The organism is Niabella sp. CPT15-335-S11 (assembly GCF_058792415.1).
This window is the reverse complement of record NZ_JBYTEI010000001.1, coordinates 1,148,150-1,161,423: the sequence shown is the minus strand read 5'-3', so window position 1 is coordinate 1,161,423 and position 13,274 is coordinate 1,148,150. Positions and strand designations below refer to the sequence as shown.

Here is a 13,274-nt window from a genome sequence, read left to right as displayed (position 1 = left end):
TTTTTATGCCACTGCAGCCGGCTCTGCTTTTTTAGCTGCCCTCGCCGGCTGTATATTATCTTTTTGTATACCATTTCCCCTGTATTCGTTCTGCTCAAGATTTACTACATGCTCAAAACCCTGACTCTTCATTGCATCCAGAAAACCGGTCTCCTGATCAATCGTATTTAATATATCTCCCCAGGCTTTTTTGAGAAAAAGGTTATGACTACTATAGATGAAATACAAACTGTTTGCATCTTTGTGCACCGGGAAGTTACTTTTGCTGAAAAATTCTTTGATCCTGGTCAGCTCTTTATCAAGATTCGAAATAGATGTTTTCAGTTCTTCATCAAAATCATAGCCAATATTGCCGATCAGCTTCGCCAGCGGCGCCATGGCCGAGTCAGCGGTTACTTTCAACAGAAAGTCATTTAATCCACCGGTTGGTATGTAATTGAGTATTTGTGCATAGAACTTTTCTTTGCCAGGTACCATTGGCAGGATCATCGAGGTTATCGCTTCGCTGATTTTCAGCTTCTGTTCTTTGGATGCTTTACTGATATCCAGATCCAGTTTATTCGTCGCCGCTTCTATACCCCCTCTTGCTTTAAGGATCATCGAAACAGATTGATCGTACAACGCTACTTCACCACGCTGTTCCACGTCATTCCCCGACTTCTGATCCGTTTCCTTTTTTTTCTCCGCATCTTTTGCCATCTCCGCAACTTTTTCTAAGTAAGGGTCTACCGGCAGGAAAGCGGACTTCTGCTCAGCAGGCGCTAACACTTTTTTTATACAGGCTTTATCAAGCACCTGATCCATCAGGGAGTCTGTATCCTTATGTTCAAACGAAAGTATTTTAAGTGAGGCTGATACATGGTCAAAAAGCGGACAGAAAATATTGAAAATTTTATTGATGCCAATCCGGCTTGTATTGAGGTCCCGGTTGAGGCCCGACCCCTGCGCGATATCGTCAAACATGTTCTCCAGCTTCTTTAACCGGTCTGCACATTGTCCGGGTACCTTATCGTAACCCAACACCATCTTCCCGAATTCGGGGAGCTCGCTCAGTTTTGCGATCCCCGGTGCTGCCTCGATTATCGTCTTAACTGCTTTTACGCATTCTGAAACCAGGCTTTCCACATCATCCCGGCATTGGGCGAGCTTATCAACATTTCCTTTATTGTCATACCCGGTACCAAATCCTTTTATGCTGAGCAACCGGCTAAGGGTAGCAACCAATTGCGCTTTAAGTTTCCCGGTAAACACAGAGAGCAGATTGGCATTGCTTTCAGCGATCATTCCTAAAAGCTTATCGGAAGGCTCGAAATATTCAATCACCTGGTGCGTAAGATCGAAATAATTCCCATATGACTGAACCGTTGGATTTCCCGCCGCGTTCAGATCAAAGACATGCTGGTTTCGATACAGCGGCGTCCCAACATAAACGACAGAACCAATTCTCCACTTTTTTTTGAAATCGCTTTCCCCGATCAACTCCCCGATGCATTCATTTGCTACATTGCCCCCCTGGCCAAGTCCGATAAAATGAAAAGCAGCACTGTAGTCCTTCCATCCTGAGGTAGCAGATTTTATTTTTGCGGCCAGTTTCTTCCCTTCCCGTTCGCGCCCCCTGGCGTCGGTGGCATCATACTCAAAACTGACCACCTGGTTTTCAGGATTTAACCGGTTGGGAAAATCATCTTTCATTTTTTTGATATAGCTATCCCAAGCCTTGTCTTCTTTGAAATAGGTGTATTCCTTATCGCATTTTTTTTCCGGTCCCTTTTCCTCTTTAAAGAACAGGCTCAACCCAGGAATTGAATTTGCAATGTCCTCAACCTTATCCACTGCTCCCTGCACTGAACCAGCAATGCCACCCAGCATATTGTCAGCTTCCGCGATACCGGCAGGTTTATACCTGACCAATACGAGCATTTGCTTGAGGTTGTTGGATTCAAACTTCATTTCAGTTTGTGCACCCGGCATAGGATTTACTCTTCTGTACTATTTATAAAAAAAAGTTGTACTGCAATCGGCAGTCGTATAGCCTGCCAGATTCTGTGTCTCACCACTCGCATTGGTCTTTCCATCGTGCACCTTGCCATCCGAGGTCCGGATTTCATACTTCACGTCCTTCGCGGCTTTCCCGGATTCATCGACCAATGAAAACTTCGCTTTAAAATCTTCCTTATTCGTTTTATCTGCTTTGTCTTTGCCTTTTTCTGCTGCTTCTTTGAGCGACTGGCTGTTGGCATTATCCTTGGCCTGCGCAGCCCCCACCTGGTTTGCTTCGGTTCCTCCGGCACCACCACCGGAACCGCCCGCCATCGTTTCACCGATCAACACCGTGAAGCACCCCAGAACGATATTTCCTCCGTGAGCAGTCAGATCGCCCATTCTCGCAGCAGGCCGGCCTCCAATCATTACGCCGCTGCTACCCATTGCAATAACATCCGGCGGACCGGTGCAGGTGCACAGGTCACCCAGGGTGGCTGCAGGTAATCCACCAATCAATACATTAGGAACGCCTGCGGGCATTACGGGTCCTCCCACGTGCGGGACGATCCCGTTTACCAGGGGACAAACATGCATATCGCCAACTCTTGCCGCGGGCTTTCCCATATATATATTATTTAATCAATCAGAAATTTTCTCTGTTTTGGCTTTTCCGCCGCCAGACTTTCAGGTGCTGCCACTTCTTTCTTCACTGGGGGTACTTCCTTCTCCTCAACTGTTCCCGGCCTTATCATCTCGTCATACTCCCTGTCTAGATCCTCCTCCGTTTTGATCATGGGCAAGGCCTCCGATTTCGGGACCTCGAGGCTCTTCATCCTGTTACCTCCGACCCATGTCCATTTATTCAGGCAGTTTGCGTCTTCAGACTCGGTATATACCGCCTTAAAAACTGAAAAAAAATCCTGAAGTTCAACAATGCCTCCAGCAGACAGAGATCTCATCAGCACCCTGGCATCCCAAATCCTGAAAAACTTATCCTGTCCATTTTCCCGGACATAAATTTTCGATTGCAGGTAACTCAGAACATTGCTAAGCGGCTCCGCTGTTTCAAAAACTATACAATATGCCAACTGAATCAGCGGATCCTCCTTCAGCTCATAGACATTATTATTCAGTTCAAGCAGCCATGGCGCCGCATCCCAGATATTTGCATCATCGGTTCCCGCGAAAAGCGAAATATGGCGCGGATATTTTTGCATCAGCTTTACTAGTGTATAATCACCGTTCAATGCCGTATCGAAACAAAAATATTTCATGGCGTTCCCTTTTAGTTGATCTTAACCAGCCCGCCCTGCAGGTTTGCGATCCCGTTACCCTTGAGGTCAAGCATTGAACCCTCCAGGCTGGCCGTTGCACTGCTTTTGGCTTCCAGGCTCACATCAGCATTTATTTTAATCTTCATAGCCTCCAGGCTTGACTCTGTTGTACCCTTCATTTTCAGTTTATCATTGGCCTGCAGGTTGATATTGCCCGCATTCAGGTTGATCTCAGCGGCATTCAGACTTATTGTCTTATCCGCTTTTATTTCAATATCTCCTTTGGATAGGATGGTAAGTGTCTTCCCTGCCATATCCAGTGCTATCCCCACGATTGCGACGTGATTGGAATAACCTCCGATCCACGTTTTCTTATCTTTCCCGCCCAGAACGCAATTCATAAACTCATCTTTAGTCCCGGATGATAGAACTAACTCCATCTTATCTTTCGTAAGTTCCATCCTCATGCTGTTTCCCGGCGCATCCTTATCTTTCCAATCGCTGACCCGGATAGTTCCGGCGTCATCATCAATCTCCAGTCGCCTGCCAGTCCGGGTACCAATCAGTTTAATATTATTTCCTTTTTCGGCAATCCCCGGTTTGTTCTTATTGGTGTAAACGGCTCCGTTTACAAATGGCGTTTCCGCATTGCCATCCCAGAAATCCACCATCACCTCGTCATCTTTTTCGGGCAGGAATCTGAATCCTTTGTCCTTGCCTGCATGAGGAACCAGCAGGCTGATCCAGGGGCTTTTTTCATCGGCCGACATCCAGGGGAACCTGACCTTGACCCTCGCCATTCCCGCGTCATCCTCGTTATCCGTAATGATCGCGGCCTGCGGATTGGCCCTGGGGAAGAAAAGCGGATTGGTATATGGCGGCACCGGAACTTCCTGGGGTACGGCCGTGAAACTGTTGAAATAGTTACTTTGATTTTCCGCGCTGTGGCGTATTTCTGTCACGATAAACCCTGACCCACTACTATCCTGTCCCTCCTTAATACGGATAATACTCCCCGGATGCAGTTTGGTATTCCGGGTCGTTCCCGTCAGGAATACCGAAGATGCGATGATGGCAAGCTGCTCCAGTTTGTATTTCTCGTCAGAATCCTCTTGTTTAAACCCGGATGATAGGAAAATATTCTTTCCGGGATTCTCGAATATTTTATCACCACTGTCTTCCGTAGCTGTTAGCAGCGGATTCCCGGGCGCTTTTTCCTTTTTTGTTGATTTAATATTCTCGCCCTTAAAAATATCCAGACCCAATGCTTCTTCTGGCTTTTTGATAGCCCTGGCCCGGATATTGAGATTACTGGCATCCCCCGGAACGGCCAGCTCAATGGCGTTTCCTTCCGGTTTTTTGCCAAACACCAACTGCTCCCCATCATAATACATCCATTCCCCGAAACGAACGGCCAATGCCGACATAAAGGAAAAAAGACTTTGATTATACTGAACCGTATAATGAAGCTCCCTGGTGGTTTGCGGATTCTTTTTGATCTTAGAATTGAGGGAGGAGGATTCAAAAGCTTTGTCAATGATCGCATCCAGTTTTTTCTTATAGAACGAGTGGCACTCGTCAATCTCATTCACCTTACAGAAAACACCATTGCCGGATACATAGAATTCATAGAAGCGGTCATCAACTTTACTTGCGTTGATTTCCAGCGCCAGTCCTTTAAAACTGTGTCCAATCTGACCGCTACCATCCTTAAATGTAATGGTCACCTCTTTACCCAAAACCGCCTTCTTGAATTTTACAATGCTATCCAGGTTACTTTCATTATTATCGGGCCGGATCAGGAAAGAAAAATCATTCACACTGATCATGGATTCATTCAGAACGAGACCTGAAAAGATCACCGGATTATTGTTATTATAATCCTGAATAACAACCTCTGTCTTCGATAATAATGAATTGTCTGGCATTCGGTTTCTTGTTTTTGGGTTTCACTTCAGCCGGTATCTGCGCGTGCAATACCTGAGAACGTTATTACCTGAACTGTTCAGTGTTTCCGGGGAATCATTAACAAACCGGCTTTAAACAATAATTTCGTGCAACCTGGGATCAGCCCTGATACCTATTAATATATGTAAGAGGCAGGCGTAGATCTGTTACACCCAGTTATTAGAAAACTTGCCATTACCCAATTCAATCTCCTTGGCCGACAAAGAGAATGAAATAAACATGGGCAGGTCATTGGTGGAGCTGAAGGTCTCGGTGTAGTTGATCATATAAGCTTCTTTGAATTTCAGCTCCTTCAAAGTAGCGTCAGAGTCTCTTTTCATGAAAACCAGGCTACCATCCTTTGTTTCATAACTATTGCACATCCACTCAAACAAATCAGTTTCCTGGGTGCTTTCCACCACAACATTGATCTTCCCGCCCCGGGTCTCCGACGAAACCCTGCCGGTTTTGTCAACGATCTGATGCAGGTCGAACGATGCGTCAAGTACTCTGAATTCTTTACCTGAAACGGTAAATTTGGCTTTAAAACTCATGGTGTTTATTTTTTGGGTTTGACAAAAATTATCGGATTGTAAATGTAGTATATTTAGTATGCGAACAGGGCAATATCGCTTGAATTAGCGATGTAACTTATTACGGTTTTGGTCTACATTTGGTTGATGGAAACGCCCGGTCAAAGGCGATAAAAATTAGCCGACTTACCGAATGTAAGATGTCAGACACTACAATACATAAAAATCAGCGGGGAGATGATCTTATCATAAGGACAATGTTCAGGGCAGAAACCATTTGCGCGTCACTTCTGGAAAGCGGGTTACCCATGGATCAACTGACGACCAGGCAAAAAGGAAGTTTCAAAAAAAGTTTCAGGCCCGATGCAGATGAGATCATCCTGTTTCCCGACGGAACCAAACCGGAAGCTGAAGTAATATTAAACCGGGATGGGCTGTACGACAGACTACCCGAGGGTTTGTTTCATCAGACGCGCGGGACCAGCAAGACCAGCACCGTGGAGGACGCGGTGGCCGAGCATCGCCGGTTTAAGGACGAGGAAAGACAGGCAAGAAGATTTTTCGGTCCATTGGAACAAATGCTGTTCCGGTACCGTATTTATACCGAACAAGGCGAACGGCAGGCACTTTACAACCTCGGCAGGGGAAGGGCACATTCGTCCCTTTACGCTTTCTGGAACCTGACAGCCTCCTTACCCGAACCGGAAGGCAGTAAGCTGATCCGCCTGATGCCCTATGCAAATTTTATAAAAGGCAACTGCAGGGAAACAGCAGAAGCTTTGTCTTTCCTGCTTGACCGGGAAGTTATTCTTAAACAGGAAGTTGTATTTGGTGTTGAGGATGCTCCTTCCGAAATTTCGATGGGACAGACGAGGTTGGGACTTAACACCGTATTGGGCAAGGGCCCGGGTGATCTATATCCAAAGTGGATCTTTCTGATCAAGGATGTTGGACAAAAAGAATTACCTGCGTATGTCAGCGGGCGGCCGATGGACGATTTGTTGAAGAAGTTTGCGGAGATCTTCATACCCCTTGAAGTAGATGTGGATTTTGAATTCGAGACAATGCCGGTTTCCCAGGGCGAAGCTTATGAAAGTATTCTGGGATATGGGTGCTGCATCTGAGAAATGTCTGATGACCAGTCAAAACTAGATAACATGGCGTTGAAATTTTTTTTAATTTATGCGGGTGGTTTCCTGGCCTCATCAATGATTCTGATGGCGCTGATCAGGCCGCTGAGTGCCAGTTTCGGGAACCAGGGCAGGCGACCACTGATCTTTAATTTTGTTGCTTCCGCCATAGCTTCGGGAATTGGCTTCGCGGTGACATTTCTTTCTAAAAATCTTTTTGTCACCTACTGGACACTGTCTGCAACATTTCTGGTTTTCGGGATCGTGTTCCTGGCGCTGATCCACAAGAAATATTTCAAAGCAAGACGGGATAATCGCAATAAACAATTGATCGCAGAAGTGCTTTTCGGGCTTTCTGTGGTGATGCTTTGTGTGGCCATGTTCTCCTCACTTCAATTTTTTCTAAAGGATCCAAACTTCATGTTTTTCCCGGTGCTATTATGTATGTTGTGGTTCTTTGTGCCGATGCTTTTGTTACATAGTTTCGATGCTGCCTATGAGATTCCTCCCCCCGATTACACCAGTTGGCAGTATCCGGTGAATGCAACCATCGATCTTCCTGACGAAAAACCGAATGAGCGGCTTTATGTCATCGGCTTTGAAATAGCTAAAAAAAATAATGATAGAAAAAAGACCTTTTTCAGGGCTAAGGCGCCCGAGGATATGAAAATGGGGGATCTCTTCTACCACTTCGTGAATGATTACAACGATCAGTTCAGCGAAACTCCCATTGAATACCGAAATGACAATCGGGTCCAACCCTGGGTGTTCAGGACAAGGCCCAAATGGCACAAGTTTTCCAGGGTACTCGACCCTTCGCTTACGGTGACTCAGAACAGGGTTAAAGAGAATACCGTGATCGTTTGCGAGCGAATGGAAGATTAGATGCGGGCTGACCCGCAAGGCATCAACTTTTAAATGGCGTACCTGCAATGCTGTTGCGCAGGAACCAAGGTAGTAATTGTTAGAATCTGGTTTTTACTTTAATGCTTTGAGCAATGATGAATCAAAAACAAAAATATCTTCCCGTAAACTGGGCAGACGGAATGAAACTCAATAAGGAATTGTTTATAGCGCAGGATAATGCGCAAGCCCAGAATGCCTACCACATTGCTGCATCCAACCTTTCCCCCATCCGATACGGGTTACTACCAGGAGATAATAATTTCACTGTCACGATCGCTTCGGACAATCAAAATATCGTCCGGGTTACCCTGTTGACCTGCAGGGCTATTACCCCTGGTGGTTTCCCGGTACAGATCGAAGCGGGTGAACAAAATGCCGGTACCGATGGCAATCCGGGTGTATCCATGCAGCTACAACCAGCCGCATCCTCAACGGTCTATTGGGTGGTGCTCATGGCCAAACCTTTTGAACGAAATCCATACGGTGAGGTTGATCCCCAGGAAAACCCACCCAGGTTTCCGTTTGTGAAACCGGGTTTTGAAATCCTAATTGCGGGTGACCATCAGATCAGCCAGTACGCCGGGCATCCGCTGGCTTTGATCATCGGTAAAATTCTGGCAGAAGGTGGCGCGTTGAAGCCTGACGAGGAATTCATCCCACCCTGTATTTCTGTGTCGGCATCCAGGGACCTGCTGGGTTTACACGCTGAACTCGATGGATTTCTGGCAGGACTTGAAGCATCCTGCTCACTGATCGTGCAAAAGATCTTCCGAAAGAGTCAGCAAAATGATCTTTCCGACCTGGCCCAGTTCCTCTGCGACCGGATCATGTTGTATTTGGGGGAGGTCATTACGGCTTTCCGTTGGAATTATATTCATGAGCCACCTGCAATAATGCTTGGCGCTATGGTAGCATTGGCCAGGATCATCAAGAACACCATCGACCTACGTATCGGTTCCGGGAAGGATGAGCTCATGTCCTACCTGTGTGAATGGTGTGAACTGAACCCGGGGGAACTCGAGGCATTGCTCAGTAATATGGCAGCTTTACGTTACAATCACAACGACATTAACGAAAACATCGCAGCAGTTATTGAATTTGCAAAAGTGATCGGGAAATTATTTAATACGCTCAGCAATCTGGAATTTATCGGAAAGAAGAAAGATTCGGGGCTTTTCGTGAAAGAGGAGATATTGTCCGCCTCCGCAGACAATGCCGAAGCTGCCCGGCCAAAACGGAGATTTTTTGGTTAGATTATAACGGGCGGTGGCCTGGTCAGTTATCAACATAAATATTGTGAATCATTCATTTAAAATAAACAGGATATGAAACCGATCAACGTGCAGGAAAGAAGAAGTACTTTTCAGCGGTTCTTACTCTTTTTCGTGCTCACGGTTCTGGTGATTGGCGCATTGGTCTTTGTAGGTATGAGGCTCCCCTATGCGGAAAACCAGAAGCTGCGGGAACAACTGGCGCAGGTGGAAAAAGAAAATCAGTTCAGAGACCGGTTTGCCCGTACTATGGCTGAGACGCAGAACCTGCTTGACACGGTAAACCTCGACCGTGTCAAATCCGGACTGATTGACGGGCGCATTACCCAAAAGATCCAGGAGATGGATGCCAGCCTGAATAAGAATGATATACCATCCAAGGATATCTATTCACAGATTGTAAAGGCGATGAACAATATTCAGTCGGATAGAAGGGGGCTCCGCGCGGCGGGTAATCAGGACTCCGTTGTGGCCAATTATAATACGCAAATCCAGGAACTGAAAAACTCATTAACCAAATGGCAGGAGAGTTATAAACAGTTAGAAATGCAGAACCTGATCCTGAGGCAGAAATAATCCATTAACCTCAAAAGCAATCCATATGCATTTTGTACTTTCGAAACAATGGGGGAAAATTGACTACCGGGTATGGATTTCCCTGATCATCCTGGCGGTATTATCGCTTTCGCTGTTTGGATACAGGGCGGCGACGCTTGTGAGGTGCCCTGGGTTTTCTCTTTTGGCCCAAAGCAGACTGAATCATTTGGGTGACCAGTCAAATACGTTCTTCATCAACGAGCAATTGACATTCTCTGTGAGTATAAAAGCTCCCGACAGTGTCATTACCTGGAATTTTGGAGATAAGACGCCGGGGGTCAAAGGCACTAAAGTGACACACGTGTTCTCCCGCGAGGGAAACTACCTGGTAACGGCAACCATCAAAGGTAGGTGTTCCGAATCGATCAATTTAGTTGTAAAGGCGGCCCATGCCTCGCTGATCAACGAAAATGCCGTTCTTCCGGATCCCATTATCTCCGATGATATCCTGGAAATTGGGCGGGAAGCAACTTTTCAGACATCTGCTAACTCGCAAACCTATCAGTGGAGTGTGGAAGACCATCCCGAAATGGGTAAGACCAGCAGCCCGCTGGCTAAATTCATCTTCACCAAAGCGGGTAATTTTACTGTCTTGTTAACGTTGGACAATAGTCAGGTATATCGAAAAGTAATACAGGTAAATGACCCGCTTGCTAATGAAGCCCACAAAGCAGCGCTTCCTCCAGCGGTATTGGATCTGCCGCCACTGCCTGCTTCAGTCCCGGATGTGCCGGAGAAAAAAGATGAGCCGGTGGTGAAACAACGGGTGGTCAGTGCACCTGCAAAAACATATGACCAGTTGCCTGTCCCCGCTATTCAGGCGATGCTGGAAGAAGTAACGCAGGGAAAGAAATCGGCTTCAGATTTTGATAATATCCTGTGCAACGGATCAGGCACCAAGGTGATGGCAAATAATGAATCCACAACTTTCGCGTCGCTTTGCGAAAACCTTAAACAAAAGCGGGGGCTGCCTCTTTTAAAAAAGAACAGAAGGATACAATCGGTGAAAGTTGCCAGGGATGAAGAAAACGGAAATTGCATAAAGATTCTGTACGTCGATTATAAATAAAAAAATGGATCATCCATCGCATATCTCTAATCTCAGCGCTGGAATATAATCGGGAAAACGATGGCATGAAGGAGTATTTAAAATTACCGGTTCAATTTGGCGGCTTCTTTGACAAAAAGAAGCTGGCCACCTGCAGTCTGCTGGATTCGGTTTACCGGAATCTTCACTTGCTGATCACTACGATGCCGGGGGAAAACAAAATGGATGACAGCTTCGGATCTGAATTCTGGGAAAGTGATTACGACATTCATTTGTCTAACGACTCCCGGAAAGAAATTGTGATCAGCAGCCTGAAAAAGCAGATCCAATTATATGAAAAGCGTATAACGGATGTTTCAGTGGACGTGAATGTTCGTTTATCCAACCTCAATCTGAAAGGTATTGAGATTCAACGGCGGAAACTGGAGATCACGATCAATGGCAAGATGGTCAGGAGTATGGAGCCCTTCACGTTTCAGACCGGATTCTTCATCGGTCCCCTGACCCTGGATTAGGTTGAAAAAATGCTGGAAAAAACAAAAGTCAATCAAAGCGGGTGATTCGAAAACTGGTGATCTTAAGCAAATTTTAGCAATGAATGCGTTAAACAGGGAACAAATAAAAGACCGGATGGTGAGGCTGGCGGCCACACACTGGCAGGTACCGGAGAATGAAATTGAGGCCAATTTTGACCCTTTGATCATTCTGTTATTTGATGCTGTTGCTGCCGAACTGGAGGCTGTAGGTTATGAGATCCGGGATATTCAGAATAACCTGTTACATGAAATGGCGGCGCTGATGCTGCCCGAAAGCCTGCTCGGTGCCAGGCCGGCATCCTGCGTACTTATGGCGCAGCCTTCTGATACCACCGCCATTCTAAAAAGCGATACGAGCTTCAGTACGCTGGCGCAGATACAAAACCCCGGTGAACCGGTACATGAGGCCGAATTGAATTTCACGCCGGTTGGGGAGGTGAAATTATTTAGCGTGCAGCCGGGATTTATTCGTATTGGTCATAAAGTATATAAGTATTTGCCCGAAGGCAGAAAACTGCAGGTGCATGATGAACAGGCAGGAAATGATCTGGTCAATGAAATCCATTTCACGCTACATGGCCGGGACATCCCGGCTGACCTTTCCGGTTTGCAGGTATTCTTCGACCTCCGCGGTCATTCGGAGGCCAATGCCTTCTATTTTGCGCTCCAAAATGGCGCGCTGGAAATCAATGGTATCGATACGGACTTCACCCGCGGATATTATAAAAACAACCAGTACCAGACTGGGTTGCAGGAGGCCTTTCAGGATGAGGGTGATTACTTTCGAAAGGTTCAGAAAGAAATAGCCGCCTGGTACGCAGATCAATTTATCACGCTGGCGGAATCCGGCACCCGCGGACTTCAGCAATCTTCACCGATCGTTGAAAATTTACCGGCAAAGTTGACACAAGAGATACTGGATTCCCAACCACTATTTTGCACGCTTCGTCTTGGCCGCCATTTCAGGATGGAGGTGCTGGACCGCCTTCAGATGGGCGTTAATGCATTCCCAGCGGTGAACCGTAAACCGGAGAAGATTTTTTATAAAACTGACAAATGGATCAATATTATCCCCTTGCCGGTTAACGATAATTTTTTGGATATTCAAAGTATCGAAGGGCTCGGGGGTGCTTCGTACAAGATCCGGTCAGGGAATCATGAGAATGCCGTTTCGGAGAATGAGGCGATTATCCGCACGGCCCGAGTAGGCAAGAGCACCAGCCGGGAAATCCGTAATACGATCAAAAATCTGCTGGAAACCATCCGGGATGAAAGTGCTTATTTCAGTCTGACCAGCAACGATTTCATCAGCAGCCGACTGACAGAAATATCGAGGGTGCTGACGCGGATGGAAGATCAGTTGCAAATTTCCAAAGATGAAAAACCATCGTTCACCTATGTGATGTTAAGAGCCGTTAACGCAGGCGAAACTATCCAGGTAAATTATTGGACAACCGCACCAAAGGAGGCTGCTCACGTAAAGGCGGGGATGTCTTTCCGGCCTGTTCAGCATACACTCACCGGAACCGCGGGTACTTACTCGCTGACCAGCGCCATGGGGGGTGCTGAGACACCTGGCGATTACCAACGAAAACAAATGCTGGTGCGGCAGTTATTGTCGCGCGGGAAAATTGTCAGCAGTGAGGATGTGAAACTGCTTTGTTATGAATTGCTGGGCAACAGGCTGAAAGATATGCAGGTACGGAAAGCGATGACTATTCAAGCGGGGCGTCAGGCAGGCATTGCCCGGGTTATCGAGATTGTTATCCGGATCGACAAAACCGAATTTAGCGAAAGTGAGTTGGTTTCCGTTGAGAAGCAGTTACGTTATCTGCTGGATACGCAGGGTACATTTATGTTCCCGTTTGATATCCGAATAGAAGATATTTCTGCGTGAATGAAAAAACCAACGTCGGGGAATATAGATTTTTTTTGAAAAATTTGTTTGCTTAGCATCATCCGTCAAACGCTGTGGAGCAGAATGCCCGGATTATCGGCGAAAATCTTTTGGATATTTAAAATTTTTGCACTATCTTCACCCATATGCGG

At 46.4% G+C, this 13,274-nt stretch carries 12 protein-coding genes; 7 read left to right on the top strand and 5 right to left on the bottom strand.

The genetic code is table 11. The features are described from left to right. Positions 1-3: 3 nt before the first annotated feature. The 5 genes from AC3WS5_RS04595 to tssD form a co-directional block, all read right to left on the bottom strand. Positions 4-1,971 (bottom strand): hypothetical protein, encoded by a 1,968-nt coding sequence (locus AC3WS5_RS04595; RefSeq protein ID WP_492466075.1) that lies wholly within the window; start codon positions 1,969-1,971, stop codon positions 4-6. A gap of 18 nt (positions 1,972-1,989) precedes the next feature. Continuing rightward, positions 1,990-2,607 (bottom strand): PAAR domain-containing protein, encoded by a 618-nt coding sequence (locus tag AC3WS5_RS04590; RefSeq protein ID WP_492466074.1) that lies wholly within the window; start codon positions 2,605-2,607, stop codon positions 1,990-1,992. A gap of 11 nt (positions 2,608-2,618) precedes the next feature. Further along, positions 2,619-3,257 carry a DUF4123 domain-containing protein gene (locus AC3WS5_RS04585; RefSeq protein ID WP_492466073.1) on the bottom strand — a complete coding sequence of 213 codons (639 nt, stop codon included), beginning with the start codon at positions 3,255-3,257 and terminating at the stop codon, positions 2,619-2,621. 11 nt (positions 3,258-3,268) lie between these two features. Continuing rightward, positions 3,269-5,185 (bottom strand): phage baseplate assembly protein V, encoded by a 1,917-nt coding sequence (locus AC3WS5_RS04580; RefSeq protein WP_492466072.1) that lies wholly within the window; start codon positions 5,183-5,185, stop codon positions 3,269-3,271. Between the two features lie 186 nt (positions 5,186-5,371). Then, the gene (tssD, locus tag AC3WS5_RS04575; protein ID WP_492466071.1) at positions 5,372-5,758 is read right to left on the bottom strand and encodes a type VI secretion system tube protein TssD; all 387 of its coding nucleotides are present in this window, start codon (positions 5,756-5,758) and stop codon (positions 5,372-5,374) included. Between the two features lie 179 nt (positions 5,759-5,937). Here tssD and AC3WS5_RS04570 point away from each other — a divergent pair, with 179 nt between their 5' ends. The 7 genes from AC3WS5_RS04570 (at position 5,938) to AC3WS5_RS04540 (ending at position 13,122) form a co-directional block, all read left to right on the top strand. Next, a complete protein-coding gene (locus tag AC3WS5_RS04570; RefSeq protein WP_492466070.1) occupies positions 5,938-6,861 on the top strand; it encodes a hypothetical protein in 924 nt (307 codons plus the stop codon). 33 nt (positions 6,862-6,894) lie between these two features. Further along, positions 6,895-7,752 (top strand): TssN family type VI secretion system protein, encoded by an 858-nt coding sequence (locus AC3WS5_RS04565; protein WP_492466069.1) that lies wholly within the window; start codon positions 6,895-6,897, stop codon positions 7,750-7,752. Between the two features lie 113 nt (positions 7,753-7,865). Then, positions 7,866-9,026: a type VI secretion system baseplate subunit TssK gene (gene tssK, locus AC3WS5_RS04560; protein WP_492466068.1), complete on the top strand. Its 1,161-nt coding sequence runs from the start codon at positions 7,866-7,868 to the stop codon at positions 9,024-9,026. A gap of 72 nt (positions 9,027-9,098) precedes the next feature. Continuing rightward, positions 9,099-9,620: a type VI secretion system TssO gene (gene tssO, locus AC3WS5_RS04555; RefSeq protein ID WP_492466067.1), complete on the top strand. Its 522-nt coding sequence runs from the start codon at positions 9,099-9,101 to the stop codon at positions 9,618-9,620. 25 nt (positions 9,621-9,645) lie between these two features. Next, on the top strand, positions 9,646-10,710 hold the full coding sequence (locus AC3WS5_RS04550; RefSeq protein ID WP_492466066.1) for a PKD domain-containing protein: 1,065 nt from the start codon (positions 9,646-9,648) through the stop codon (positions 10,708-10,710). Positions 10,711-10,775: 65 nt separating this feature from the next. After that, a complete protein-coding gene (locus tag AC3WS5_RS04545; RefSeq protein WP_492466065.1) occupies positions 10,776-11,204 on the top strand; it encodes a GPW/gp25 family protein in 429 nt (142 codons plus the stop codon). A 79-nt stretch (positions 11,205-11,283) separates the two neighbouring features. Then, on the top strand, positions 11,284-13,122 hold the full coding sequence (locus tag AC3WS5_RS04540; RefSeq protein ID WP_492466064.1) for a hypothetical protein: 1,839 nt from the start codon (positions 11,284-11,286) through the stop codon (positions 13,120-13,122). Positions 13,123-13,274: the final 152 nt, after the last annotated feature.

What these genes read in the sequence shown, in the direction of transcription:
- AC3WS5_RS04565 (WP_492466069.1), top strand. Translation starts at nt 6,895, where the DNA reads ATGGCGTTGAAATTTTTTTTAATTTATGCGGGTGGTTTCCTGGCCTCA.
- AC3WS5_RS04570 (WP_492466070.1), top strand. Translation starts at nt 5,938, where the DNA reads ATGTCAGACACTACAATACATAAAAATCAGCGGGGAGATGATCTTATC.
- AC3WS5_RS04550 (WP_492466066.1), top strand. Translation starts at nt 9,646, where the DNA reads ATGCATTTTGTACTTTCGAAACAATGGGGGAAAATTGACTACCGGGTA.
- AC3WS5_RS04585 (WP_492466073.1), bottom strand. Translation starts at nt 3,257, where the DNA reads ATGAAATATTTTTGTTTCGATACGGCATTGAACGGTGATTATACACTA.
- AC3WS5_RS04595 (WP_492466075.1), bottom strand. Translation starts at nt 1,971, where the DNA reads ATGCCGGGTGCACAAACTGAAATGAAGTTTGAATCCAACAACCTCAAG.
- AC3WS5_RS04580 (WP_492466072.1), bottom strand. Translation starts at nt 5,185, where the DNA reads ATGCCAGACAATTCATTATTATCGAAGACAGAGGTTGTTATTCAGGAT.
- AC3WS5_RS04545 (WP_492466065.1), top strand. Translation starts at nt 10,776, where the DNA reads ATGAAGGAGTATTTAAAATTACCGGTTCAATTTGGCGGCTTCTTTGAC.
- AC3WS5_RS04540 (WP_492466064.1), top strand. Translation starts at nt 11,284, where the DNA reads ATGAATGCGTTAAACAGGGAACAAATAAAAGACCGGATGGTGAGGCTG.
- tssO (WP_492466067.1), top strand. Translation starts at nt 9,099, where the DNA reads ATGAAACCGATCAACGTGCAGGAAAGAAGAAGTACTTTTCAGCGGTTC.
- tssK (WP_492466068.1), top strand. Translation starts at nt 7,866, where the DNA reads ATGATGAATCAAAAACAAAAATATCTTCCCGTAAACTGGGCAGACGGA.
- tssD (WP_492466071.1), bottom strand. Translation starts at nt 5,758, where the DNA reads ATGAGTTTTAAAGCCAAATTTACCGTTTCAGGTAAAGAATTCAGAGTA.
- AC3WS5_RS04590 (WP_492466074.1), bottom strand. Translation starts at nt 2,607, where the DNA reads ATGGGAAAGCCCGCGGCAAGAGTTGGCGATATGCATGTTTGTCCCCTG.